23 protein-coding genes are annotated in these 24,986 nt (G+C 73.8%); 7 read left to right on the forward strand and 16 right to left on the reverse strand.

The features are described 5' to 3' along the window. Positions 1-3: 3 nt before the first annotated feature. Positions 4-2,160, reverse strand: coding sequence for a glycogen debranching protein GlgX (gene glgX / locus FXF65_RS34465; protein ID WP_148354259.1), 2,157 nt, complete (start codon positions 2,158-2,160; stop codon positions 4-6). A gap of 210 nt (positions 2,161-2,370) precedes the next feature. Between glgX and FXF65_RS44900 the strand changes: the two genes are divergently transcribed. Beyond that, positions 2,371-2,706, forward strand: a complete 336-nt coding sequence (locus FXF65_RS44900) for a (2Fe-2S)-binding protein (RefSeq protein ID WP_222868882.1) — start codon at positions 2,371-2,373, stop codon at positions 2,704-2,706. A 95-nt stretch (positions 2,707-2,801) separates the two neighbouring features. Further along, positions 2,802-3,299 carry a bacterioferritin gene (bfr, locus tag FXF65_RS34480; protein ID WP_148354260.1) on the forward strand — a complete coding sequence of 166 codons (498 nt, stop codon included), beginning with the start codon at positions 2,802-2,804 and terminating at the stop codon, positions 3,297-3,299. A gap of 83 nt (positions 3,300-3,382) precedes the next feature. Here bfr and FXF65_RS34485 read toward each other — a convergent pair whose 3' ends face one another. Further along, positions 3,383-4,414 (reverse strand): adenylate/guanylate cyclase domain-containing protein, encoded by a 1,032-nt coding sequence (locus FXF65_RS34485; RefSeq protein ID WP_148354261.1) that lies wholly within the window; start codon positions 4,412-4,414, stop codon positions 3,383-3,385. 186 nt (positions 4,415-4,600) lie between these two features. Next, complete coding sequence (locus tag FXF65_RS34490) at positions 4,601-5,473, reverse strand: biotin--[acetyl-CoA-carboxylase] ligase (protein WP_222868883.1); 873 nt, start codon at positions 5,471-5,473, stop codon at positions 4,601-4,603. Positions 5,474-5,568: 95 nt separating this feature from the next. Here FXF65_RS34490 and FXF65_RS34495 point away from each other — a divergent pair, with 95 nt between their 5' ends. Continuing rightward, the gene (locus tag FXF65_RS34495) at positions 5,569-6,342 is read left to right on the forward strand and encodes an enoyl-CoA hydratase/isomerase family protein (protein ID WP_148354263.1); all 774 of its coding nucleotides are present in this window, start codon (positions 5,569-5,571) and stop codon (positions 6,340-6,342) included. On the opposite strand, the gene FXF65_RS34500 is transcribed toward FXF65_RS34495, so the two are convergent. Both FXF65_RS34500 and FXF65_RS34505 read right to left on the reverse strand, forming a co-directional pair. Beyond that, a complete protein-coding gene (locus FXF65_RS34500; protein ID WP_148354264.1) occupies positions 6,339-6,788 on the reverse strand; it encodes a GNAT family N-acetyltransferase in 450 nt (149 codons plus the stop codon). The two genes, FXF65_RS34495 and FXF65_RS34500, sit on opposite strands and share 4 nt — an antisense overlap. 5 nt (positions 6,789-6,793) lie before the next feature. After that, entirely contained in the window at positions 6,794-9,418 is a 2,625-nt protein-coding gene (locus tag FXF65_RS34505) for a phosphoenolpyruvate carboxylase (protein WP_148354265.1), read from the reverse strand. Positions 9,419-9,520: 102 nt separating this feature from the next. On the opposite strand from FXF65_RS34505, the gene FXF65_RS34510 reads away from it, so the two are divergent. The 4 genes from FXF65_RS34510 to FXF65_RS34525 all read left to right on the forward strand — a co-directional run bounded on the left by FXF65_RS34510 (position 9,521) and on the right by FXF65_RS34525 (position 13,940). Further along, a complete protein-coding gene (locus FXF65_RS34510) occupies positions 9,521-11,113 on the forward strand; it encodes an acyl-CoA carboxylase subunit beta (RefSeq protein ID WP_148354266.1) in 1,593 nt (530 codons plus the stop codon). A 32-nt stretch (positions 11,114-11,145) separates the two neighbouring features. Continuing rightward, positions 11,146-11,388: an acyl-CoA carboxylase subunit epsilon gene (locus FXF65_RS34515; RefSeq protein ID WP_148354267.1), complete on the forward strand. Its 243-nt coding sequence runs from the start codon at positions 11,146-11,148 to the stop codon at positions 11,386-11,388. A gap of 126 nt (positions 11,389-11,514) precedes the next feature. Then, positions 11,515-12,576 (forward strand): NYN domain-containing protein, encoded by a 1,062-nt coding sequence (locus FXF65_RS34520; RefSeq protein WP_148354268.1) that lies wholly within the window; start codon positions 11,515-11,517, stop codon positions 12,574-12,576. A 104-nt stretch (positions 12,577-12,680) separates the two neighbouring features. After that, positions 12,681-13,940: a YncE family protein gene (locus FXF65_RS34525; protein WP_148354269.1), complete on the forward strand. Its 1,260-nt coding sequence runs from the start codon at positions 12,681-12,683 to the stop codon at positions 13,938-13,940. A 25-nt stretch (positions 13,941-13,965) separates the two neighbouring features. Here the strand turns inward: FXF65_RS34525 and FXF65_RS34530 are convergent, their stop codons facing one another. The 11 genes from FXF65_RS34530 to FXF65_RS34580 all read right to left on the reverse strand — a co-directional run bounded on the left by FXF65_RS34530 (position 13,966) and on the right by FXF65_RS34580 (position 24,888). Beyond that, positions 13,966-17,097 carry a bacterial transcriptional activator domain-containing protein gene (locus FXF65_RS34530; protein WP_148354270.1) on the reverse strand — a complete coding sequence of 1,044 codons (3,132 nt, stop codon included), beginning with the start codon at positions 17,095-17,097 and terminating at the stop codon, positions 13,966-13,968. A gap of 64 nt (positions 17,098-17,161) precedes the next feature. Then, positions 17,162-17,602 (reverse strand): TadE/TadG family type IV pilus assembly protein, encoded by a 441-nt coding sequence (locus FXF65_RS34535; protein WP_148354271.1) that lies wholly within the window; start codon positions 17,600-17,602, stop codon positions 17,162-17,164. Beyond that, the gene (locus FXF65_RS34540; RefSeq protein WP_246199303.1) at positions 17,599-18,090 is read right to left on the reverse strand and encodes a TadE/TadG family type IV pilus assembly protein; all 492 of its coding nucleotides are present in this window, start codon (positions 18,088-18,090) and stop codon (positions 17,599-17,601) included. The genes FXF65_RS34535 and FXF65_RS34540 overlap by 4 nt, the downstream gene beginning before the upstream one ends. After that, complete coding sequence (locus FXF65_RS34545; RefSeq protein ID WP_246199304.1) at positions 18,087-18,479, reverse strand: TadE family protein; 393 nt, start codon at positions 18,477-18,479, stop codon at positions 18,087-18,089. The genes FXF65_RS34540 and FXF65_RS34545 overlap by 4 nt, the downstream gene beginning before the upstream one ends. A 29-nt stretch (positions 18,480-18,508) precedes the next feature. Further along, positions 18,509-18,730, reverse strand: a complete 222-nt coding sequence (locus FXF65_RS34550; protein ID WP_148354273.1) for a Flp family type IVb pilin — start codon at positions 18,728-18,730, stop codon at positions 18,509-18,511. 48 nt (positions 18,731-18,778) lie between these two features. Next, the gene (locus FXF65_RS34555; protein WP_148354274.1) at positions 18,779-19,696 is read right to left on the reverse strand and encodes a type II secretion system F family protein; all 918 of its coding nucleotides are present in this window, start codon (positions 19,694-19,696) and stop codon (positions 18,779-18,781) included. Further along, positions 19,693-20,670: a type II secretion system F family protein gene (locus FXF65_RS34560; protein ID WP_148354275.1), complete on the reverse strand. Its 978-nt coding sequence runs from the start codon at positions 20,668-20,670 to the stop codon at positions 19,693-19,695. The genes FXF65_RS34555 and FXF65_RS34560 overlap by 4 nt, the downstream gene beginning before the upstream one ends. Positions 20,671-20,689: 19 nt before the next feature. Further along, on the reverse strand, positions 20,690-21,988 hold the full coding sequence (locus FXF65_RS34565; RefSeq protein WP_148354276.1) for a TadA family conjugal transfer-associated ATPase: 1,299 nt from the start codon (positions 21,986-21,988) through the stop codon (positions 20,690-20,692). Then, positions 21,989-22,891 carry a hypothetical protein gene (locus tag FXF65_RS34570; protein WP_246199305.1) on the reverse strand — a complete coding sequence of 301 codons (903 nt, stop codon included), beginning with the start codon at positions 22,889-22,891 and terminating at the stop codon, positions 21,989-21,991. A 2-nt stretch (positions 22,892-22,893) separates the two neighbouring features. After that, positions 22,894-23,790 carry a CpaB family protein gene (locus tag FXF65_RS34575; protein WP_148354277.1) on the reverse strand — a complete coding sequence of 299 codons (897 nt, stop codon included), beginning with the start codon at positions 23,788-23,790 and terminating at the stop codon, positions 22,894-22,896. A gap of 387 nt (positions 23,791-24,177) precedes the next feature. Beyond that, positions 24,178-24,888 (reverse strand): TetR/AcrR family transcriptional regulator, encoded by a 711-nt coding sequence (locus FXF65_RS34580; protein WP_148354278.1) that lies wholly within the window; start codon positions 24,886-24,888, stop codon positions 24,178-24,180. Between the last annotated feature and the right edge of the window lie 98 nt (positions 24,889-24,986).

The following is a 24,986-nucleotide window of genomic DNA, read 5'->3' on the forward strand; positions in this document are numbered from 1 at the left end:
GGCTCAGTCCCGGCGCAGGACCTGGATCGACCGGGCGGCGACCGCGACGGTCTCGCGGGCCTTCACGGTCTCGTCCGGGCCGGGCAGCGGGTCGGCGGTGTCGAGGACGGGCGTCCACGTCCCTCCGTAGGAGGCGGGCGGGAGCGTGAACGTGAGGTCGCCGTCGTCCGCGTTGAACAGGAGCAGGAACGAGTCGTCGGTGACCTGCCTGCCGCGCCGGTCGGGCTCGCCTATCGCGTCGCCGTTCAGGAAGACGCCCAGGGCCTTGTTGAATCCGGCCGTCCAGTCGGTTCCGGCCATTTCCGCGCCGCCGGGGGTGAACCAGACGAGGTCGGGGAGTTCCTCCGGACGGCCGTTCGCGCGGGCCTTCTTCGGCCGCTGGTCGCCGAGGAAGAAGCGCCTGCGCCGGAACACCGGGTGCCTGGTCCGCAACCGGGACAGCCGCCGGACGAAGTCGAGGAGCGTCCCGCGCTCGTCGGGGAAATCGCCGTCCTCCAGGCCCGTCCAGTCGACCCAGGACAATTCGTTGTCCTGGCAGTAGCCGTTGTTGTTCCCGCGTTGCGTGCGGCTGATCTCGTCGCCGTGCAGCAGCATCGGGACGCCCTGCGAAAGGAACAGCGTCGTCAGCAGATTGCGTTTCTGCCTGGCGCGCAGTTCGAGGATGCCGGGATCGTCGGTCGGGCCCTCGTGGCCGCAGTTCCAGGAGCGGTTGTCGTCGGTGCCGTCCCGGCCGCCCTCGCCGTTGGCGTCGTTGTGCTTGTGGTCGTACGAGACGAGGTCGTGCAGCGTGAACCCGTCGTGGCAGGTCACGAAGTTGATCGAGGCGATCGGCCGCCGCCCGTCGTCGGCGTACAGGTCGGACGACCCGGTCAGCCGGGACGCGAACTCCGGCATCGCGCCCGGCTCCCCGCGCCAGTAGTCGCGCATCGTGTCGCGGTACTTGCCATTCCACTCCGTCCACAGGGGCGGGAAGTTGCCGACCTGGTAGCCGCCCTCGCCCACGTCCCACGGCTCGGCGATCAGCTTCACCTGCGACACCACCGGATCCTGCTGGACGAGGTCGAAGAACGCCGACAGCCGGTCCACCTCGTGCAGCTCGCGGGCGAGCGTCGCGGCCAGGTCGAAGCGGAACCCGTCCACGTGCATCTCGGTCACCCAGTACCGCAGCGAATCCATGATCATCTGAAGCACGTGCGGCCCGCGCATCAGCAGGCTGTTCCCGGTGCCCGTCGTGTCGGTGTAGTAGCGGGGATCGTCGTCGGCGAGCCGGTAGTAGGAGGCGTTGTCGATGCCCCGGAACGACAGGGTCGGACCGCGGTGGTCGCCTTCGGCGGTGTGGTTGTAGACGACGTCCAGGATCACCTCGATCCCGGCCTCGTGCAGCGCCTTCACCATCGCCTTGAACTCCAGCACCTGCTCGCCCCGCTGCCCGGACGACGAGTACTCGTTGTGCGGCGCGAAGAACCCGATGGTGTTGTAGCCCCAGTAGTTGCGCAGCCCGCGCCGCTCCAGGATGTCGTCCTGGACGAACTGGTGGACGGGCATCAGCTCCACCGCCGTCACCCCGAGCGAGCGCAGATGATCGATGACCGCCGGGTGGCCGAGGCCCGCGTAGGTGCCGCGCAGCGCGCGCGGGACGTCCGGATGCCGCGCGGTGAGGCCCCGGACGTGCGCCTCGTAGATCACCGTCTCGTGGTACGGGATGCGCGGCGGACGGTCGTCCCCCCAGTCGAAGTAGGGGCTGACCACCACCGACCGCATCGTGTGGGACGCCGAGTCGGCGTCGTTGCGCGACCACGGGTCGCCGAACCGGTAGCCGAAGCAGGACTCGTCCCAGTCCATGGCCCCCTCGACGGCCTGCGCGTACGGGTCGAGCAGCAGTTTCGCCGGGTTGCAGCGCTGCCCCCGGCGCAGGTCGTAGGGGCCGTGCACCCGGAACCCGTAGCGGTGACCCGGCATGATCCCCGGCAGGTAGGCGTGCCAGACGAACGCGTCCACCTCCGGGAGCGGGATCCGGGTCTCGGCGCCGTCGCCCGCCGGGCCGTCGAAGAGGCACAGCTCCACGTGTTCGGCGGCCTCGGAGAACACGGCGAAGTTCGTGCCCGCGCCGTCGAACCGGGCGCCGAGGGGGTATGCGTCGCCCGGCCAGACCTGAGCCAATGTCCCGCCTCTCGTCGCTGCGACACGCGGGGCGCGCACGCGGTGAAAGCCCTTCCCGCTGAGGGGTGGATCACACCGATTGGGAGCCCTCTGGTCAGAACGGACATCTCTGAGCTACCTTAGGGGAGCCTTACCTTAATGAGGGTCACCTAAGAACCCCTGGTGGGGCATTTGTCCGGGACACGAGCCGCACGGAAGGTCCGCCTGCCGATGTACGTCTGCATCTGCAACGCCATCACGGAGGACGACGTCAACGGCTGCATGGCCAGCGGTTGCGCCTCCGCCAGGGAGGTCAAGGCGGCCTGCGGCTTCAAGCCCGGATGCGGATCCTGCACCAAGCGCATCTACCGCATGGTCAGCGAGTACAGGACGGCGAGCGAACTGGCCGACGCCCTCACCGGCGGGCCCGCCGCGCTCACCGCCGTCCCGGAGCCCGGCCTCTCCGAACCCGCGATCTCCGAGCCCGCGATCGGCGAGCCGGTCGCCGCCGAGCCGGTGCTCGCCGAGGCCGCCGGAGAAGGAGCCGCCCCGCCGACCGCCGCCTGAGCCTCCGCCCCCGCAGCGGCCCGCCACCAGGGCGGACACGCTCCTGCGGGGGTTAGTGCTGTCCCGAACCAGCCCGCCGTGGAAGCATGGGGGCCATGGAAGGCGACAAGGACATCATCGCGCTGCTGAACGACCAGCTCACCGCGGAGCTCACCGCGATCAACCAGTACTTCCTGCACTCCAAGATGCAGGCGAACTGGGGATACACGCGCATCGCCGAGCACACCCGCGACGAGTCGTTCGACGAGATGAAGCACGCGGAGCGGCTCACCGACCGGATCCTGTTCCTGGAGGGGCTGCCGAACTACCAGAAGCTCGGCACGCTGCGGATCGGCCAGACCGTCTTCGAGCAGCTCGAAGCGGACCTCGCGGTCGAGATGGAGGCCGTTGCCCGGCTGCGTCCCGGCATCGAGCTGATGCGCTCGCGCGGCGACATCACGTCCGCGCGGATCTTCGAGGACATCCTCGCCGACGAGGAGGAGCACATCGACTACCTGGAGACCGAGCTGAGCCTCGTCCAGGCGCTCGGCGAGCAGAACTACCTCCAGCGCCTCACCGACGCTCCCGGCGAGGACAGCATCAAGCCCGTCTGACGACGGTCACGACGCCCTGCCTTTCTGGGGGGCGACCCCCAGACCCCCGAAGGGTCGGCGTCATGATCCTCGCTTCGCTCCGGTCATGACGCCTCCGGTTCCGCGGGCGCCGGGGCCACGGCGGCCGCGCCCGGACGGCGGCGGCGCAGCACGTACGGCTGGATGATGCCGAGCCCGCGGACCGGGCGCCGCACGATCCGCGTCACCTCGAACTCGGTGCTCGCCTCCAGCGCCCCGGCCAGCTCCCCGTCGATCACGACCGAGCCGGGCCGGGCCAGCGACGTCAGCCGGGCCGCGAGGTTCACCGTGGTCCCGAACAGGTCGCCCATCAGCGGCAGGACCGGCCCGTGCGCGACGCCGACCCGCACGTCCGGGACCTCCGTCTCGTCCTGGATGGCCGCCGCCACGGTCAGCGCGATCTCCGCGCCGATCTCCGGCGTCTCCGCGCTGAACAGCACCTCGTCGCCGAGCGTCTTCACGAGGCGGCCGCCGCAGGACGCGATGATGTCCGCGGCGGTCTCCTCGAACCACTCCACGATCCGGGCGAGTTCGATCTCCTCCAGCTCGCGGCTGACCTGGGTGAACGACACCATGTCCGCGAACCCGACGGTGGTGAGCGGGCGGCCCGCCGGGTCGCCGTTCTCGCGGGTCGCGGCGGCGGCGAGGGCGCGCGTCCCGGCGGCGGCGAGCTGGCGCCGCCAGGCGTGCACGACGAGCGGCTCGAACTCGCCGATGTGCTTCTCCGCGACGTCCACGATCGTCTGCACGGCCTCGGGGGACGCGGCGTCGCGGGCCTCCTGGGCGAGCATGTCGCGCAGCAGGCTGACCTGCCATTCGGCGAGCCGGGTCATGGTCTGGCCGAACGCCCTGACCAGCCGGATCACGCCGTCCTCGTCGAGGACGCCGTCGTCCACCAGGCGGCGCATGCGGTCCAGCGCGGCGACGTCGCCCTCGGTGTAGGCGACCGCGTCGTCCGGCATCGAGGGGTAGCCGAACGCGCGCCACACCCGGCCGGAGAACTCGCGGGAGACGCCGGCGAGCCGCACGGCGTCGACGCGGTTGTACCGCAGCTCGCCGCCGAGCAGCAGCTCTTCGATCTCCTTCGGGTCCGGCATGCCGGCCTTCATCCTCCGCCCCTCAGTCCGCCGCCCACGGCCGTGGCGGCGGCGTCCCGACTCGGTATCGGGACATATCGTTGCAGATCAACCGCGCTTTCACCGCCGGGACCCGGACCGGACGCCATCCGTTCATCGGACGTGCACCCCTCTTCGGACGTCCATCCGTCATCGGACCTGCACCCCTCATCGGACGTGCACGACGTCGCCCGCGCTGATCGCGCGCTCCCCGCCCGGACCGGCGACCACGAGGCGCCCGGCCTCGTCGACGTCCGTCGCCGTCCCGGGCAGGAACTCCCCGCCCGGCAACTCCACCCGCACCTGGCGGCCCAGCGTCACGCACAGCTCCTTGTACGCGGTGCGCAGGCCGCTGGTTTCAGGGTCGCCGTCGAGGGCCGTCCACTCCCGGTACCAGGTGGAGAACTCGCGGAGGATCGCGCGGAGCAGCGGCGCCCGGTCGCTCAGCGGCGCGCCCTCGATGGCGAGGGACGTCGCGGTCGGGACGGGCAGCTCGTCCTCGCGCAGGCCGACGTTCAGGCCGACGCCGACGACGATCCCGTCGTCGACCTTCTCGACGAGGATCCCGGCGAGCTTGCGGTCGCCGACGAGCAGGTCGTTCGGCCACTTGAGGCGGGCGTCCACGGCCGCGTCGCCCGCCGGGCCCGCGTCCGCGCCGAGGAACCCCTCCCCGGCCTCCGACCACGCCGTCATCCGGCGGACGGTCATCGCGACCGCGACGCCGGTCAGCAGCGACGCCCAGCCGAGCGTCCGCACCGGCACCTTCGGGCGCAGCAGCATCGAGAACGTCAGGGCCGACCGCGCGGGGGCGGTCCACGTCCGGCCGAGCCGCCCGCGCCCGGCGGTCTGCACCTCGGTGATCAGCACGGTGCCCTCCGGGGCGCCGTCCCGGGACCGTTCGGCGAGGTCGGCGTTGGTCGACCCCGTCTCCGGGACGACCCGCACCTCCCGCCAGAGCCCGCCGTCCCGGACGAGCGCGCGGTGCAGCGCCGCCTCGTGCAGCGGCGGCCGGTCGAGGTCTCCGTACGGTGAGTCGCTCACGCGTCCATCCAACATCACGCGCGGCCCGATCATGAGGGCAGGCGTCGAGTGTCCCGGACGCCCGTGGTCGGAGGGCCGTGGTTAGGGTGCCTCCCATGGATGGTGTGACGCTGCGGCGCGACGGTCACGTCGCGGAGATCGTGCTCGACCGGCCCGAGGCCCTGAACGCCCTGTCCACGGCGATGGCGCGGCGGCTCGCCGCGGTGTGCGCCGAGGTGGCGGCGGACGCGTCCGTCCGCGCCGTGGTGCTGAGCGCGGCCGGGGAGAAGGCGTTCTGCGTGGGCGCCGACCTCAAGGAGCGCAACGCGATGACGGACGAGGAGATCCTCGCGCAGCGGCCGATCTTCCGGGCGGCGTTCGGCGGCGTGCTGAACCTGCCGCAGCCCGTGATCGCGGCCGTGCACGGCTACGCGCTCGGCGGCGGCTGCGAGTTCGCCCTCTCCACCGACATGATCGTCGCGGACGAGACCGCCGTGTTCGGGCTGCCCGAGGTGACCGTGGGACTCGTCCCGGGCGGCGGCGGGACGCAGCTCGCGCTGCACCGGCTCGGCCCCGGCAGGGCCGCCGAGCTGGTCCTCACCGGCCGCCGCCTGCGCGCGGGCGAGGCCGTCGCCTACGGCCTCGCCGACCGCGAGGTCGCCGCGGGCGCGGCCCGCGAGGAGGCCCTCTCCATCGCCCGCGTGATCGCGGGCAACTCGCCGGTCGCCGTCCGCGCCGCGAAGCGCGCCCTCCGCCTCGGCATCGGCTCCGCCCTGGAAGCGGGCCTCGACCTTGAGGACAACGCCTGGCGCACCGCCGCCTTCTCCCCCGACCGCCGCGAGGGCATAGCCGCCTTCAACGAGAAGCGCACCCCGAACTGGCCGTCCTAGCCGAGAGGCTTGGACATGTGGATGACGTAGCGGCCGCCTATGTCCTGGCGGCCGGTCTCGCGGTAGCCGAGTCGTTCGTAGCGGGCGATGTTGGACGTCATCAGCTCGTTCGTGTAAAGCCGCAGGCCAGGTAGGCCCAGTGCGCGGGCGTGGTCTTCGGCGAAGGCGAGGAGGGCGCCGCCGAGGCCCCGGCCGTGGCGGTCGGGGGCGACGGCGACGTTCTCCACAAGGAGGGCGCCGTCCTCGGGGATGAGCACGATCACGCCGTGCGGCCCGTCGCCGGTCACGAACACATGGCCCGCGTCGATCAGGGCCGTGTAGTCGGCGTCCATGGGGAGGGGACGGGCCCCGATGAGCTCGGCCCAGGGCGTGTAGGCGGCCTCGACGATCTCCTCGATCCGGGCGCGGTCGTCCTGCGTGGCGGGTCTGATCCGGGGGGAGGCCATCAGCGTCATCCCGTGTTCTGGAGGCCCGCGGCCACGCCGTTGACGGAGAGGAGGAGCAGGTTCTCCAGGTGGGCGCGCTCGTCGTCGTTGGCGACGCCCGCGCGGAGGGCCTGTAGGGCGCGGAGCTGGAGGTGGGAGAGGGCGTCCACGTACGGGTTGCGCAGCTCCACGGCGCGGGACAGGACGCGCCGGTTCTCCAGCAGCCGTTCGTGGCCCGTCACCGCGAGGACGAGTCGGCGGGTGCGGTCGTACTCGGCGAGGACGGTCTCGGTCAGCTCGGGACGCTCGCCGAGGGCCAGGTAGCGTTCGGCGATCGCGCGGTCGGACTTGGCGAGGCTCATCTCGGCGTTGTCGAGCAGGGTGTTGAACAGCGGCCACGTCTCGTAGGCGTCGCGGAGCCCGGCGAGGTCGGCGCCGTCGGCGGAGACGGCGGCGAGGCCGCTGCCGAGGCCGTACCAGCCGGGGAGGTTGACGCGGGTCTGCGTCCAGGCGAACACCCACGGGATGGCGCGCAGGTCCTCCAGGCCGCGGGCGGCCTTGCGGCGCGCCGGACGCGACCCGATGCGCAGCTCGGCGATCTCCTCCAGCGGGCTGACGCGGGCGAACCAGGCGGCGAACCCGTCGGTCTCGATCAGCGCCCGGAACGCGGCCCGCGCCGCCTCGCCGAGCCGGTCGGCGAGCGGGCGGAAGCGGTCGGCGGCCGCGCGGGCGTGCTCCTGCACGGCGTCCGTCGAGGCCAGCAGGACGGCGCTGGTCACCTGCTCGACGTGGCGCTTCGCGATCTCGCCGTGCCCGTACCTGGCGAAGATCACCTCGCCCTGCTCGGTGACCTTGAAGCGGCCCGCGACCGAGCCGGGCGCCTGCGCGAGGATCGCCCGGTTCGCGGGCCCGCCGCCGCGGCCGAGCGAGCCGCCCCGGCCGTGGAACAGCGTGAGCGTGACGTCGTTGCGCGCGGCCCACGCGGCGAGCGCCTCCTGCGTGTCGTAGAGGCGCAGGGTCGCGCTCGCCGGGCCGAGCTGCTTGGCCGAGTCGGAGTAGCCGAGCATGACCTCAAGGCGGCGGCCGGTGTCGTCCAGGCGGCGCCGGACGGCGGGGATCTCCAGCATCCCGTCCAGGACGGACGGGGCGCGCTCCAGGTCCTCGCCGGTCTCGAACAGCGGGATCACGTCCAGGACGGGCGCGCCGTCGCCGAGCGAGGCGGCCAGCTCGTGCACGTTCGCGATGTCGGCGGCCGAGCGGGTGAACGACACGATGTACCGGTGGCAGGCGCGGACGCCGAACCGCCGCTGAATCCAGGCGACGACGCGGAGCGTCTCCAGGATCTCCTCGGTCATCTCCGACCGCTCGCCGCCCGCGCGGACCTCCTCCAGCGCCTTCTCATGCAGCTCGGAGTGCTGCCGGATCTCCAGCTCGGCGAGGTGGAAGCCGAACGTCTCGACCTGCCAGATCAGGTGCTGGACGCGCCCGTACGCCTGCCGCGGCGCGCCCGCCCCGGCCAGCGACCCCTGTACGGTCCGCAGGTCGGCGAGCAGCTCGTCCGGGGACGGGTAGGCGAGGTCGGCGTCCCGTTCCCGGGTCGCGGCGATCCGGGACGCGGCGTGCAGCAGGAGCTGGCGGTGCGGCTCGCCCGGCGACCGCTTGGCGATCTCGCGGAGGCGCTCCGGATGCGCGGTGCGGGCGGCGGCGAGGGCGCCCAGCAGCTCCGGCGACGCGGGCGTGGTGCCCTCGTTGACGGTCAGCTCCCGCCCGATCCGCCCGCACGCCGCCTCCAGGGCGCGCAGCACGTGGTCGGCCTGGATCATGACGGCGTCCCGGGTGACCTGCGCGGTGACGTAGGGGTTGCCGTCCCGGTCGCCGCCGATCCAGCTCCCGAACCGCAGGTACGGGCGGGCCTTCGGCGGGCGGGCGCCGGTGTCGCCGCCGTCGAGCGCGCGGTCGAGCGTCCGGTAGACGTGCGGCACCACGCGGAAGATCGTCTCGTCGAACGCGGCCATCGCGGTGCGGACCTCGTCGAGCGGGTCCATCTGCGCCTCGCGGCGCAGGGCCGTCCGCCAGAGGAGGTCGATCTCCTCGCGGAGGGCGCGCTCGATCTCCTCGCGCTCCGTCCAGCCGGGCCCGGCGTCGAGCCGCGTCATCAGGTCGCTGATCCGCTGGATGGCGGTGACGACGGCGCGGCGGCGCGCCTCGGTCGGGTGCGCGGTGAAGACGGGCCGGAACTCAAGGCCCTCGACCAGCGCGTCGAGCCGGTCCTCGCCGGTCGCGCGGATCTCCTCCACGGCCGCCGCCACCGACCCGGGGACGGTGTCGCCGGTGTCACGTTCCCGCAGCGTCCGGATGCGGTGGTGCTCCTCGGCGAGGTTCGTCAGGTGGAAGTACACGGTGAACGCGCGGGCGACCTGCTCGGCGCGTTCCAGCGTCCACCCGGCGACGAGGGACGCGGCCTCCGCCCCGGACGCCTCGCCGCGGCGGGCCGCGATCACCGCGCGCCGCAGCCGCTCGACGTCGTCCAGGAGGCCGGGGCCGCCGTACTCGACCAGGCCGTCGCCGAGCATCGCGCCGAGCAGGCGGACGTCGCGGCGGAGCGGCTCGGGCAGGTCCTGCCGGAAGGTGTCGCGCGTCTTCGTAGCCACCCGGCCAGCGTAACGAGCCGCGTCCCGCCGCGTTCGGCCCGGTCAGCGGTCGGCGGCCCCCGCGCGCCCGGACCCGAACGGCGTCCGGTTACGCTGGCCCGCATGGCGATGGAAGCCCCTGAACCCCCCGCTGAGTACGACGTCCACACCACGGCGGGAAAGATCGCGGACCTGGCGCGCCGCCGGTACGAGGCGGTGCACGCCGGATCGGCCCGCGCCGTCGAGAAGCAGCACGCCAAGGGCAAGATGACGGCCCGCGAGCGGATCGACGCCCTGCTCGACCCGGGCTCGTTCGTCGAGTTCGACGAGCTGGCGCGGCACCGGTCCACGAACTTCGGGATGGAGAGGAACCGGCCCTACGGCGACGGCGTCGTCACCGGGCACGGCACCGTGGACGGACGTCCCGTCGCCGTGTTCAGCCAGGACTTCACCGTCTCCGGCGGCTCCCTCGGCGAGGTCTTCGGCGAGAAGATCTGCAAGGTCATGGACCACGCGGTCACCACCGGCTGCCCGGTGATCGGGATCAACGACTCCGGCGGCGCGCGGATCCAGGAGGGCGTGGTCGCGCTCGGCCTGTACGCGGAGATCTTCAAGCGGAACGTGCACGCGTCCGGCGTCATCCCGCAGATCTCGCTGGTCATGGGGCCGTGCGCGGGCGGCGCTGTGTACTCGCCCGCGATCACCGACTTCATCGTCATGGTCGACCAGACGTCCCACATGTTCATCACCGGGCCGGACGTGATCAAGACCGTCACCGGCGAGGAGGTGACGATGGAGGAGCTCGGCGGCGCGCACTCGCACAACTCCAAGTCCGGCGTGGCGCACTACCAGGGCTCGGACGAGGACGACGCGATCGAGTACGTCAAGGCGCTCCTGTCCTACCTGCCGTCCAACAACCTGTCGGACGCACCCGTCCTCCCGGCGGAGGTCGACCCCTCCGAACTGGACGAGGAGCTCGACACCCTCATCCCCGACTCGCCGAACCAGCCGTACGACATGCACGTCGCGATCGAGCGCGTCCTGGACGACGGCGAGTTCCTGGAGGTCCAGGAGCTGTACGCGCCGAACATCATCACCGGCTTCGGACGGGTCGAGGGCCACTCGGTCGGCGTCGTCGCGAACCAGCCGATGCAGTTCGCCGGGACGCTCGACATCGACGCCTCGGAGAAGGCGGCGCGGTTCGTCCGGACCTGCGACGCCTTCAACGTCCCGGTGCTGACGTTCGTGGACGTCCCCGGCTTCCTCCCCGGCACCGACCAGGAGTGGAACGGGATCATCCGGCGCGGCGCGAAGCTGCTGTTCGCGTACGCGGAGGCGACCGTCCCGCTCGTCACGATCATCACGCGGAAGGCGTACGGCGGCGCGTACGACGTCATGGGCTCCAAGCACCTCGGCGCCGACATCAACCTCGCGTGGCCGACCGCGCAGATCGCGGTGATGGGCGCGCAGGGCGCGGTGAACATCCTGTACCGGCGCGAGCTGGCCGCCGCCGACGACCCGGACGGCCGCCGCGCCGAGCTGATCACCGAGTACGAGGACACGCTCGCCAACCCCTACATCGCGGCCGAGCGCGGCTACGTCGACAACGTGATCAGGCCCGCCGAGACGCGCGGGCAGGTCGTGCGGGCGCTGCGGGCGCTGCGCGAGAAGCGCAAGACGCTTCCGCCGAAGAAGCACGGGAACATCCCGCTCTAGTCCTGCTCGCCTCGAACCTCCCAGGAGAAACGGTGACCGACGCCGACAAGCCGTTCGTCCAGATCGTCCGGGGCGAACCGGGGCCGGCGGAGATCGCCGCCCTCGTCGCCGTGCTGACCCGCCGCGCCCGGACCGCGGCGGCGGCCCGGGACGGCGGTGGTCCGGCCCGGCCGTCCCGGTGGGCGGACCGGACGCGGCTCGTCCGCGCGACGTCCGCCGGGGACCTGCGGCCGCGCGGCCCCGGCGCGTGGCGCGCCAGCGCCCTCCCGCGCTGACCGGTCCCCGCCCGCCCGCCCCGGCCGACCAGGGCCGGGCGGGCCCGCCACAGTCGCGGTGCGCGGGGTGACGGACAACCCCGGTTCACGCCCAGTGGGGGCCGGGCACGAATAAGGTGGAAGGCCATGGCCACCTCGGAGTTCGTCCCACAGCCCGCGCGCTACGCCATTTTCGTCGACGCGGGGTACCTCTACGCGGCCTCCGGCGCCCTGCTGCTGAGCTGCGGCTCCAGACGCGAATACCGGGTCGCGGCCGAGAAGCTGATCAAGGCGCTGACCGACCACGCGGACGAGCAGCGCCGCGGCGAACTGCTCCGGGTGTACTGGTTCGACGCGGCGCCGAAGCGGCAGCCGACCGTCGACCAGCGGGTGATCGCGAACCTTCCGCTGGTGAAGCTGCGGCTCGGCAACCTGAACGCGCAGGGCCAGCAGAAGGGCGTGGACGCCCAGCTCCGCGCCGACCTCGAGGCCCTTGCCCGGCACCGCGCGATCACCGACGCCGTGCTGCTCGCGGGCGATGAGGACATGTTGCCGGCGGTCGAGGCGGCCCAGCGGTACGGCGTGCGCGTCCACCTGTGGGGCGTCGAGCCGACGCACGGCTCGAACCAGGCCGAGTGGCTCGTGTGGGAGTCCGACACGGTCGAGGTGCTGCCCGCCGACTTCCTGCGCCCGTACTTCACCAAGGCCAAGCTGCTGCCGCAGCCCGCGCCGGGCAGCCCGGCCGCCGTCCGCGACGCCGCGGCCGCCGCGCAGCGGACGAGCCCCGTCCCGTCGCCGTCGCAGGTGTTCGCCGGACGTCCCCCGGCGGTCAAGCCCGCGGCCGGGGTGGGCGCCCGCACCGCCGTCCCGGTGGCGGGCGGCGCGACGCCCGCGACGGTCGCCGCGTCGATGAACTCGGCCGCGGCCGCCGTGTCCGACGGCAAGCTCGGGCCCGACCGCGACCACATGCTGGAGATCGGCGAGCACGTCGCACAGAAGTGGATCTTCGAGCGGGGCCGGGACAACATCCGCGACCTGCTGCCCGGACCGATCCTGCCGCCCGTCATCGACAAGGAGCTGCTGATCGAGGCGGAGAAGGAGCTCGGCGGGTCGCTGCGCCCCTACCAGGAGGCCCGCACCTGGCTGCGGGACGGCTTCTGGGAGCGCGTCTACCGCGAGTTCGGCATCGGGATCGGCAAGTCCGACTGACGTTTCCCCGGGTCACGCCACGAACGCGAACACGTTTTGCGATTGACCGGGCACTCACCGTCGCCAATCGGTAAGGTCCCCGCCGACGAGGGGGGTGACCAGGGATGGGACCGCGCGGACGACGGACACGGCACGCCGCGCTTCCGGTCGCGGCGGCGCTCGGGCTCGCGCTGACCGGCGGGGCGGCGGGCGGCTGCACGTCGCCCGTCCCGTTCTACCGGCCGGGCGAGGGTCCCCCTGACCAGCCGGTCGTCGGCCTCGGCGGCCCCGCCCCCTACCAGCCGCCGCGCGCGGACCGCGGCCATCGGACGGCACCCGACTCCGGGCGGCGCAACGCCGCCCCGGCCGTCGTCAACGTCTACGCCTCCGCCGGGCCCGGCATGGTCGCACCGGCCGCGCGGGGGACGCCGCCCCGCCTGTACGTGGCGAACGGCCCGCGCGTCGACGTCGTCGACCCGTCCGGACCGCGCGTCGTCGCGCGGCTTCCCGCGTGGGCGGCGGCGGTCGTCCCGTCGTGGGACCTGCGGCGGCTGTGGGCGGCCGATCCGATGCGCGGCCAGCTCGTCCCGGTCGGGTCGCGGGGCGTGGGGCGGGCGTACTACGTCCCGGTCGCGAGCCCGGCAGGGCTGTACTTCACCCCGGACGGGCGGGACGCGCTCGTCCTCGCCGTCCCTCCGAGCGGTTCCGGGGGGCGTGGGGGGTCGTCCCCCCACGATGAGCCGGGACGGGTCGATGTCCGCGACCCGCGCACGATGCTTCGGAAGGCGACGGTGCCGCTGCCGTGCGCCGCCGGGCACGCCGACTTTGTCGCCGACGGCTCCGCGCTCGTCGCGACCTGCCCAGCGGCGGGCGGGCTCACCCGCGTCGACCTCGCCGGACGCCGCGTCTCCGGGGTGCTCCGGCTGCCGGACGGGGCGCGTCCCGGCGACCTGCGGCTCTCTCCCGACGGCGCCGTGTTCTACGTCGCCGACCCGGTGAAGGGCGGGCTGTGGCTGGTGGACGCGCGGCGGCTCGTCCTGCTGGGGTTCGTCCCGGCGGCGCCGGGTGCGCGCGGCCTCGCGGTCAGCCGGGACGCGCGGCGCCTGTTCGTCGTGGGCGACGGCGTCCTCGCGGCCGTCGACTTCGCGGCGCGGCGGGTCACGTCCCGGTGGCCGCTGCCGAGCGTCAACTCCCCGGCTCCCGGCGGCGTGTCGTCGGACGGAACGCTCTTGTGGCTCGCTGACGCGGCCGGGCTCGTCTACGCCGTGTCGACCCGGACGGGACGGGTCGTCCACCGCCTCTGGGTGGGCGGGCACCCGACGAGCCTCCGCCTCAGCCCCCAACCAGGCCGCTACTCCCTGGGCGGCACCGGCCTCTACCGCTGAGGTGTGGGGCGTCTCCCGCAGGAACTCAGCGGGAGCTGACGCCGTGCCAGTCGTGGGCGGCCTGCCAGTCCGGGAGGAGTTCCTCGATCAGCGCCTCCGTCTCCGGTTGGAGGCGTCCGAGCATCGGGTCGTGGGCGACGCGGGAGCGCAGTTCGTCGACGACCACCCGCACCTGCGCGACGTCGCCGGTGGCGTGCGTGGCGCGGAGCAGGTCGCGCCACAGGCCCTCGTCGCCGGACGAGAGCCGCAGCCCGGCGCGGGCCGCGCCGACCGCGCCGCGCGGGTCGCCCTCGTCCAGGCGGAGCACGACGAGCCGGTGCGCGACGTCGATGACCCGCGCGGACGCCTCGTACTCCAGGTCGTGGTCGGCCAGCCACGAGTACCGGCCGCGCGGGCGGTCCGCGAGCAGCGGCCCGCGCACCAGGTCCAGCGCGTACGACATGTAGGCGGTCTCGGACGCGGGCTCGGCCGCCGACCGCCACACCAGCCAGCGGAACACGTTGAGGTCGACCCGCACCTCCGAGCCGAGCCTGATCCGGCCGCGCTCGTCGTGGTACAGGTTCGGGCGGCCCCGGGCGTCCTGGCCGAGCCAGTCGGCGACGCGGGCGACGGTCGCGTCCCGGACGGCCGTGCTCACCCCGCGCGGCCAGACGGCCCCGGACAGCACGGTCGGGTGGACGCCCTCCGGGTGCGCCGCGAGGTACACGAGCAGCTCGGTGCACAGGGCGCGGCGGCCCTCGTCCATCGGGCCGGGCGCCTCGACCTCGATCGGGCCGAGCAGCCGCACCTCGGCGGACGACTGCCGGGCGGCGGGCGGCTCCGCGCTCTCGGCGAGGCCGGGGAGCTGGACGGAGTCGAGCCGGTTCGCGGTCCGGAACAGCTCGAACACGCGGCGGTAGTCGTCGTCCCGGACGAGCTGCGCGGCGACGTCGAAGCCGAGCACCCCGGCGCGGAGCCGTCCGGCGTCGTCGACGTCCCAGGTCCAGGTGGCGCCCTGCACGTCGCCGGGGACGAGGTAGCCCATCGCCATCCGGGTGCCGGTGCGGGCGAGCGCGACCAGGCGGTCGGCGTCCCACTCGGCGGGCTGGTCGGCCATGATCAGGTAGTGCGGCATCCACGCCTCGCCGAACACGCCGCGGCAGCGTCCGGTGAGGACCGAGTCGACGCCGGACGCGGCGAGCGCCTGCCGCACCTCCTCGCCGCGCTCCTCCAATTCGGGCAGCGCGTCGGCGAGCGTCGGCACGGACCGGACGCGGTCCGGGGCGAGGTCGGCGAGGCCCTCGCCCAGCTCGGCGTCGAACCCGACGAGCGTGATCCGCATGTGGTCGGACCAGCGGTTCGTCGCCAGCTCCAGCGCGATGGCCGACAGCGCGGCGCGCCGGACGTCCTCCGGGCCGCGCAGCGCGATCAGCCCGTGCGCCGCCTCCAGGTCGACGAGGATGCGGCCGTTGTCGTTCGTCCCGATGGACACGAGCCCGGGATACGGCGCGAGGACGTCCCCGAGGTCGGACGCCTCCAGCGTGGGCAGCGCGTCGCCGTGCAGCCGCCACACCTGGCCGTCGTCGAACGCCTGCCAGGGGGCGGGCGGGTTGAGGTCGGCGGGCGCGATCCACAGGTCGAGGCTGCTCTGCCCCTCGTGGGCCTCGCTCCGCGACCGGCCGAGGTGGACGCCGTACACGGTCGGCAGCGCCCGGCCGCCCGCCGCCATCGACTTCGACAGGTGCCGCAGCCCGAGGTCGAGGAGCTTCGCCGCCTCGTCGTCTGCGCCGAGCCGCAGCGCCCGCTCCGCCTCCGCCGCCTCGCCCTCCGGCCGGACGATCATGTGCCCGTCGGCCCGCCGCCGCATCTGCGCGCGGCGCCGCTTGGCGAGCACGGCGAGCAGTCCGGCGGCGACCAGCCCTGCGGCCGCGAGACCGGCCGGCCAGCCGATGCCCGTCCCGTCGTCGCGCTGCGAGCCCTGGCCGGGGACGGCCGCGCCGCCGCTGATCTCGCCGGACGGCTTGTCCCCGTGCACCGGCGGATGCTTCGGCTCCGACTTCTCCGGCGGCGCCTGCGTCGCCGGAGCCTTGGACGCCGGGGCCTTCGTGGCCGGAGCCTTCGACGCCGGGGCCTTCGTGGCGGGCGGCGCCTGGGTCGCGGGCGGCGGCGTGGCCGGGGCCTGCGTCGTCGGAGGAGGCGTGGCCGGGGCCTGGGTCGTGGGCGGCGGCGTCGCCGGGGGCTTGGTCGCGTTGGACGGCGGGGCGGGCTGCGCGGGCTTCGGGTCGGGCTTCGCCGACTGCTCGGGCGGCGGCTGCGCGGGCTTCTTCGCGGACTTGTCGGGGACGTCGTGCCCGTACCGGAAGTAGTCCTGGAGATCCTTGGCGGGGATGACGCGGGCGCCCTTGGCGTCCGCGGGCATCTCCAGGATCCAGCCCGGACGGATCAGGCTCGCGATCGTCAGCCGCGACCCGTCCGGCTGCACGTGGTTCTTGTTGAGCGAGTAGATCTCCTTGTAGCGGCGGCCCTCGCCGAGGCACTTCTCCGCGATCTCCCAGAGGCTCTCGTGGTGGCGTCCCTCGGGCGGCTGCACCCGGTAGATCTTGGTGGTCTCCGCCTTCTCGATGGTCGTCCCGGCGGCGGGGCTCTCCGCGATGCGGTCGCTGACGGTGGTCCGCTCGACGTTCGCGACCGGGACGGCCTGGAACGTCTGCCCCGGCCCCTGGGCCTGCGTCTGCGCGGGCGGGCGCTGCGCCAGCCCGGCGGCGGAGAACGCGGGCGCGACCGCCGCCGTCGCGCTGAACAGCAGCAACGCGGCCACGACCAGGCGGTGGACGAGCGACTGCGTCCCGCCCGCGAGCGGCACCCGCGCCGGGACGCCGACGCCGCGGATCCCCGCGTACACCTCGACCACGACGCACGCGGCGAGCTGGAGCCAGGCCAGCCACACCAGCGCGACGAGGATGCCGATCAACGCGCCGGGGCCCACCCGGTGAGTCAGGTCGGATGCGGACGGCACATGGTCGGGCAGCGGCGACCCGAACACCATGAGCAGTAGGACGGGGACGCCGATCATCAGCGCCGCCAGCGCCACCACCGAGCCGAGCCCGGCGAGGACTTCGCCGGGGCCGCGCCGTCCGCTCACCCGCACCGGGGTCCGCCGCTCTTGCCGAGTCGTCATCGCGCCCCTGCCGTTCGGCTCGCTGCACGCCTGGACGTCGCACCCATGGTAAATCCGATCGGGCTCAAGGGTTGCCCCCCGTCACGGGACGGGCGGTGGCCCCCGAGGTCAGTCTGAACTCACTGAACCCGGGGATGATCCCGAGGAGCTGCGGCCGGACGGTGATCTGCACGCTCACCGCCACCTCCTGCTCGTCGGCGTCGCAGTTGGACGCGGTGACCTGGTCCCGGTAGGCGGCGAGCAGGTCGCACGCCGCGGCGCGGGCCCGGCCGGGATCGAGGACGGGTTTGCCGGTCGCGCGGAGCCGCTCGGCGTCGATCTGGTTGGCGCCCGCGCGGGCCGCCTGCTCGGCCATGTCGGCGGCGCGCTGCCGCGCGTGGATGGCGAGGCCGCCGTCCACGAGCAGCCCGGCCAGCAGGAACACGATCGGGGTGAACAGGACGGTGTAGAGCGCGATCGTCCCTCGATCGCGCCCGCGCCCGAAGAGCCCGCGAAGCCGCGTCACGGCGCGCCTCCCGGATCAAGCCCGCCCGGCTCGGTCCCGCCGCCGGGGTCGGGATCGGGGTCGGGGTCGGTGCCGCGGAAGCTGAACGTGTCGATGGGCGCGATCGCCGTCCCCCGCATGCGCTTGCTGCCGGGCAGCCCGATGAACGACAGGTCGCCGAGGTCGACGTCGCAGGTGATCGTGACGCCGACGCTTCCGCCCGGCATCCAGCGAGACACGTCGGTCTGCACGGTCGGCCCGCCCGAGCACCAGTCGTTGCCGCGCAGCCCGGCGGCGGCGGTCTCGGCGGCGAGTTCCTGCGCGGACGGCGCGCTGCGCGCGATGGACGCGGCGCGCACCGCGTCCCGGGCGGCGCCGTCCACCTGGCTCTGCGCGTCCACCATGCGCCCGGCCCCGGCGAGGAGCAGCAGGAACGCGACGAACAGCGGCGTGACCAGCACCATCTCCAGGGACATCGACCCGCGGTCCGCGCCCCGCGGCCGCCTCACGGCCCGCCTCCGGGTTCGCACGCCGTCCCGGAGCCGACGTCCGGCCGGAAGCACTCGATCGGCCCGCGCGAGCGCTGCGACACGTGGAACGTCATGAACGGGATGACGGACACGGCCGTCCCGCTGACCTCGACCCAGCGTTCGTCGTCGGCCTCCCCCGCCTGGACCTGGAGGCCGCTGAGCAGCTCGGGACCGATCTTGCGGACGTCGCCGGACGCCTTCGCGGTCGCCGGGCCCTGCCAGCCGTCGCCGAGGGGCGCGGTCCGCGCGACGCGCGCCCCCGACTGCGCCGCCGCGAGCGCGACGTGCCGGGCGTGGAACACCATCGCGAACTGCACCACGACCATCATCAGCAGGATGAGGACGGGAGTGAGCAACGCCCATTCCATCGCCGTCACCCCGGCGTCAGACCGGAGGCTCAGCCGGTGTTGATGTTGTTCGCCTTGTCCGTGACCTTCTTCGTGATGATCGCGCCGATCGTGATCGCGAGCAGCGCCAGAATCGCGGTGATGATCGCCCATTCGATCGCGGACGCGCCGCGGCTGCGGTCCTCCTCGGCGCGCAGCCGGGCGATCCGGGCCGCGACCATGGCGCGCAGATAGACGACGAACGGGTCGTGCAGGGGGTTGAGCGGATTCATCGTGGCACCTCCAGGGGCCGGTCGAGGTGTGGTCGAACAGGGGCGGCGTCATGAGGCCAGCACCCGCATCAGGGCCGGATAGGCCAGGAAGATCAGGAATCCGGCGCACAGGAAGAGCTGCGCGACCAGCATCGACTGGGACCGCTCGCCCGCCTTGCCCTCCAGCTCCGACAGCTCGCGGCTGCGCATGGACGCGGCCCGCGCGCCGAGCGATTTGCGGATCTGCGCGCCGTCGTCCTGGACGAGCGCGAGCGCCCCCGCCAGGTCGCGGAGTTCGGCGATGTCGAGTTCCTCGCCGAGGCGGCCGAGCGACTGCCAGGGCGTCTGCCCGGTGATCCGGGCGTTGCCGAGCGCGTCCCTGATCCGGTGCATGGCCCAGCCCTCGCCGACGCCCGCCGCGGTCATCAGCGCCTCCGGGACGCCGCGCCCGCCCGCGAGGTTCATCGAGACGAGGTCGAGGAACGCGCCGACGACGTGCCGGAAGTCCTGGCGGCGGGCCTGCGCCTCCTGCCGGAGCTGCATGTCGGGGAAGAAGAAGAAGACGATGGCGAACAGCACGCAGATCCAGGCCGGGACGGCGACCGACGACCCGAGCCCGAGCAGCGCGAACCACGCGATGACCAGCGGGATGAACACCAGCGCGGCGGCGGGCAGCAGGAACTTCGTCGCGAGGAACGCCTCCAGCGACCGCTCGGTGATCGCGAGGTCGGCGCGTACCGAGCGCAGCCGCCAGCCCCGCGACTCGTAGAACTTGACCAGCTCCCGGCCGAGCCGCGCCCGCACCCCGCCGACCTTCTCCAGCGTCGGGGAGAGCCGTCCGGCCTGCCGCTCCTCCAGGTCGCGGTGCCGGGCGGCGTCGAGCGCGGCCATCCGCGCGGCGAGCCCGGGACGCGCCGGGAACAGCGCGCGGACCAGCACGTACAGGCCGAAGCCGACGACGGCTCCCGCGAGCAGGGCGGCGTTCACGTTCCGCCACCCCCGCCCGCGTCCATGGTGTGGCGGCCGCGCAGCGGAAGCTCCTGCGGAGCGTCGCCCTGCCAGCCGGCCACGGTGCTCGGCACCTCGCCCGGCACGCCCGGATGGGCGGTCTTGCGCGACTCGGTGAGGAAGCGTCCGGGCAGCTCGTACCGGGCCAGGCGGCGCAGCCACAGGAACGCAGCCGCGTACAGCGCGACGACCACGCACAGGACGAGCTGCCCGAGGACGTCGTCATAGGGCTGCACATACGAGTGGTTGAACACGGCGAGAGCCAGGGCCGTCCCGACCGAGACGGCGACGACGATCCGGACGCTCCGCCGCGTGGACCGCCGGTCGGCCTCCACCCGGCGCCGCATGTCCAGCTCGGCGCGGGCGGACGTGGCGAGGGCGCTCAGCATGTCGCGCAGGCCGGGGCCGCGCAGCTTGGCGTTCAGGACCAGCGCGGCGATCACCAGGTCGGCGGACGGGTCGTCCAGGTCGTCGGCGAACCGGCGCAGCGCGTCCGGCATCGGGACGCGGGTGTGCAGCCGGTCGACCAGGTCGCGCAGCGGCTGCCGGAGCGCGGGCGCGGCGGCGCGCTGCGAGGCGGGGATGGCCTGTTCGAGGCCGACGGCGCCCGCGATCGTGTCGCGCAGCGACTCCGTCCACCCGGCGAGGGCTTCGAGGCGCGCCATGCCCTTGCGCTCCTCGGCGGCGCCGCCCGCGAGGCCGTTCCAGGCGAGGACGAGCGCGCCCGTCCCGGCGGCGGCGATCGGCCAGCGGGTCAGCACGAGCACGACGACCGCGACGAGGACGGCGACGGCGGTGCGGGTGGTGAGGGTCCGGACGAGGTCCTCGCGGCTGCGCCCGCGGACGGGCTTCGCCCGGGGCGGGAGCCCGCGCAGCGCGACGGCGAACAGCAGCAGCCCGCCGCCCGCCACCGCTCCGGCGACGACGGCGAGCAGCACGTCCGGCGCGTACATCAGCCGTCCTCCCCGGAGTTCACCACGCGCCCCCGGAGGGGTCGTAGCCGTGGTGGGCGAGCTCGTCGGCGCAGGCGATCGGGGCGCTCGGCACCGCGTACCCGTTGGGTCCGAGCGCGAACACCTCCGAGGACAGGACGCGCCCGTCCACGCCGGTGACCTCGCGGACGCTCGTCACGAACCGGCGCAGCCGCCCGCCCGTCGCGTAGTCGTTCTGCTTCTCGACGAACACGACGAAGTCGATCGCGCCCGCGATGAGCATGTGGGTCGCCTCGACGGGCAGCCGCTCCTCCGACTGGATCGCGTAGGTCGCGATGCGGTTGAACACCTCCACCGACGAGTTCGCGTGGATCGTGGACAGCGACCCGTCGTTGCCCTGCGTCATCGCGTTCAGCATCGTGACGATCTCGTCGCCGAGGACCTCGCCGACGATCACCCGGGACGGGTTCATCCGCAGCGACCGGCGGACCAGCTCCGCCATCGAGATCGCGCCCTGCCCCTCGGAGTTCGGCAGCCGCTGCTCGAACGCGACGCAGTTCGGGTGCAGCTCGGGGAAGGCGTCGAGGCCGAGCTCCAGCGCCCGCTCGACGGTGATCAACCGCTCGTAGGGCGGGATCTCGTTGGCGACGGCGCGCAGCAGCGTCGTCTTCCCCGCGTTCGTCGCCCCGGCGATCATGATGTTCTTGCGGGCCAGCACGGCGGCGCGGAAGAACTGGCCGATCTCCTGGCTGAACGTCCCGTTGCCGACCAGGTCGGCGAGGAACACCTTGCCGAGCCGCGCCCGCCGGATCGACAGCGCCGGGCGGACGGTCACGTCCATCACCGCCGACAGCCGGGAGCCGTCCGGGAGGCGCAGGTCGAGCTGCGGGTTCGCGGTGTCGAACGGCCGCGACGACAGCCCGCTGTAGGCGGCGAGGATCTGGATCAGCTCGACCAGTTCCTCGTCGCTCTCGGCGACCGGCTCGGCCATCACCTCGCGCCCGTCGGCGTAGCCGATGAACACGCGGTCGCAGCCGTTGACGTCGATGTTCTCGATCTCGGGGTCTTCCAGTAAAGGCTGGAGGCGGCCGACGCCGAACAGCGCGGCGTGCACCCCGGCGGCGAGCGCCTCCTCCTCTTCGGCGTTCGGCGGGCGCCGCCCGGAGGTGATCTCGCCGCGCGCGAACTCCTCCAGCACCCGGCCGATCAGCGCGCGGGCGAACTGGCGCTCGTCCTCGCCGGACATCGGCGCCAGCCCGTTCGCGGCGTCCAGCCTGCGCTGCTGCGCGAGCCGGTCGCCGACCTCCTGGCGGAGCCGTTTGACGAGTCCGTGGTCCATCTAGCGCCTCCCCTCCACGTGGTGCGGGACGTCCTGGCGCGGCGCGCCGTCCCGGACGTCCGGTCCCACCGGCTGCTCGGGCGCGTGGCCCGCCGACGGGAGCCGTCCGACGAGGTCGCCCGCGACCTCCCGGGCGGAGCGGATCAGCAGCGAGCGGTCGAGCCGCCCGCCCCACTGGCCGGACAGCAGCTCCGCGCCCTTCGGGTCGAGCGCGAGGCCGCCGAGGACGGACACCGGGGGCGGCGGCGGGCCCGGCTGCCCGCCCGTGTCCACCGCGTGGCCGCGGTTGCGGGCGCCCGCGAGGATCCGGTCGACCTCGGCGATCGGCGCGCGGAAGTCGCGCGGGTCGGCGAGGACGAGCACCCCGACCGGCGGCCCGCCGCGCAGCGACTCGGTCAGCGCCGAGACCCGTTCGCGCAGGTGCGCGACCTGTTCGAGGGTGGCGCGGGTGAGCAGGACGACCAGGTCGGCCTCGCGCATCAACTCGGTCAGCGGGGTGTCGGCGCCGAGCCGTCCGCAGTCGGCGAGGACGTCCACCGGTGCGAGCCCGGCGAACGCGCGGCCGAGCGGCCCCCACAGCCACGTCATGGCCTGCGCCTGCTCGGCGTTCGTGATGCCGACGAGGACGTCGAGCCCGCCGACGAGCCGCTGGCAGTGCTCGGCGATCTGGTCGGGGCGCAGCCCGCGCCGCGCGGTCGCGGCGAGGCTGAGCAGGCCGCGGGACGGGTTGAGCATGGCCTCGGCGCCGTCGCCGTCCTGCGCGGGGAGCCGGTACACGAGGTCGCCGCCCGCCTGGTCGCACTCGGCGACCAGCACCGGGCGCGGCCACACGGCGCCGAGGGCGACGGCCGCCGTGGTGACGCCCGGCGCCCCCTTGTCGGCCGCGAGCGCGATGAGGGCCACCGTCAGTTACCGCCGTTGCCCGTGGGCGGCGCGCCGCTCTGCGGCGGGACGGGCACCGTCCCGCCGTCGGGGTTCTGCTGGTTGCCGCCCTGGTTCTGCTGGGTGCCGCCGGGGTTCTGCTCGCCGTTCCTGCCCGGCGTCGCGGGCGGCGGGAGGGCGGCCTTCGTGCCGTCGGGGACGAGCGCCAGCGCGACCGTCCCGCCGGACGCGGCCTGCGTGACGAGCGCCGCCTCCGCGGGCAGGACGGCGACGTCCACGCTGGTCTGGTCGGAGCGCAGCCGCGCGCCGCCGAACCCGCTGCCGCCGCTGCCGCCGCCGACGGCCATCACGATCGCGTCCTGGGCGAGGACGGTGCCCGCGCGCGGTCCGCCGTTCGTCCCGCCGCCGACCGCGTAGAGGGTGACGTGCTTGCCGGTCTCCAGCCCGCCGGAGGGGAACTGCCCCGGCTTCAGCGCGAGCCCGACGATGAGGCGGCCCTTCGCCGGGCCGTCCGCCGGGCTGATCATGGCGTTGGTCAGCAGCGCGCCCTTCACCAGCGGGACGGCCGCGAAGTAGCGGGTCACCTTGGCGCGCTCCGACCAGGCGATGTACTGGATGCCGGTGTCGCCGACCTGGACCTCCTCGAGCGCGTTCGCCGGGATCCGCTGCCCGGCCGCGACCGGCTGCGCGATCCGGACCGCCGACACCCGCTCGCCGCTCGCCATCACGAGGTAGGCGCTGGCGAGCGCGCCGCCGAGGATGAGCAGGACGGCGAGCGCCGCGAGGGCCGGTTTGCGCTCGCGCTGCGAGGCGGGCAGCCGCTGCCCGCCGGAGGTGCCGAGCCCGGAGCGGCCGAGGCCCGGCGTCCCGCCGGACGGGCCCGCCCCGCCGCCGGAGACGGTCGTCTGGTTGGCCTTCATCGCGCCCCGTCCTTGTGGGGGATGACCTTCTGGGGGATGACCCGCCGGGCCTGGTCCTGCCGGGCTTGGGCCTGCCGGGAGGTGTTTCCCGGACCTTCGGGCCGGCGGCCCGACGATCCTCGCTTCGCTGCGGTCTTCGCTGCGGTCATCGAGTCCGACGCGCTCCTTCCCGCCCTCCCGAGGACCCCGGATCCGGGAGCTCCCGGCATCACCGAGCGATCCATGCTTGCGGGGGCGGTGAGGTCACGTCAATGGATTCGGTGGAGTCAAGCCGTCAGTTCTCCGGGGTTTCCACGGTGACCTGCGCATTCGCCGGCCACTTGGCCGCTTACCACCAGTCACACCCGTCACTGACCGCGCGCGGGGCGCAACGGAGCCCGCCTCCGGTCAGCGGCGGAGGCCGATGAGGCGGCCGAGAAGTGTCATGGAATGGTGGAAATAGGCGGCACGTTCTTCGATCACGGCGGTGAATTGTCCGAACAATTCGAAGCTGACCGTCCCGTAGAGGCCGCACCACGCGGTGAGGGCCCGGACGGCGATCTCCTCGGGCACGTCCATGCCGACGGCGTCGCGGGCGCGGGCCGCGTCCCCGGCGAGGCCGGGCGGGACGGGCGGGCACGGCCCGGCGGGGTCGAGGGCGTCCGCCGCGTGCGCCTCGGTGACGATCCGCGCGAAGACGACGGTGTCGCGCAGGGCGGCGGGGACGGTGTCCTCCGGCGCCTCGTACCCGGGGACGGGCGACCCGTAGAGCAGGGCGTACTCGTGCGGGTGCGCGAGCGCCCACGCGCGGACGGCCCGGCACACCGCGAGCCAGCGTCCGGCGAAGTCGTCCGCGTCCTTCGCGCTGGCCTCGGCGTCGGCGCGCTCCACCGCGTCCCCGATGGCGTTGTACCCGTCGATGATCAGTGCGGTGAGCAGGTCGTCGCGGCTCGGGAAGTACCGGTAGATGGCCGAGGACACCATGCCCATCTCGCGGGCGATCGCGCGCAGCGACAGCCCCGCCGCCCCGGAGCTGCCGAGTTGCCGCCTGGCCAGTTCGGTGATCTCGCCGATCAGCTCCGCCCGTACCCGTTCCCGTGCCGTCCGCCCTGCGCTCATGACCGGCAGCCTAACAGAGCGCCGCACCCAACCGAGAGCACTGCTCTTGACAACATCGCTCTCCTCAGAGAGCATTGCTCTCATAACGGAGCACCGAT

The organism is Actinomadura syzygii, assembly GCF_008085905.1.
Classification (GTDB): domain Bacteria; phylum Actinomycetota; class Actinomycetes; order Streptosporangiales; family Streptosporangiaceae; genus Spirillospora; species Spirillospora syzygii.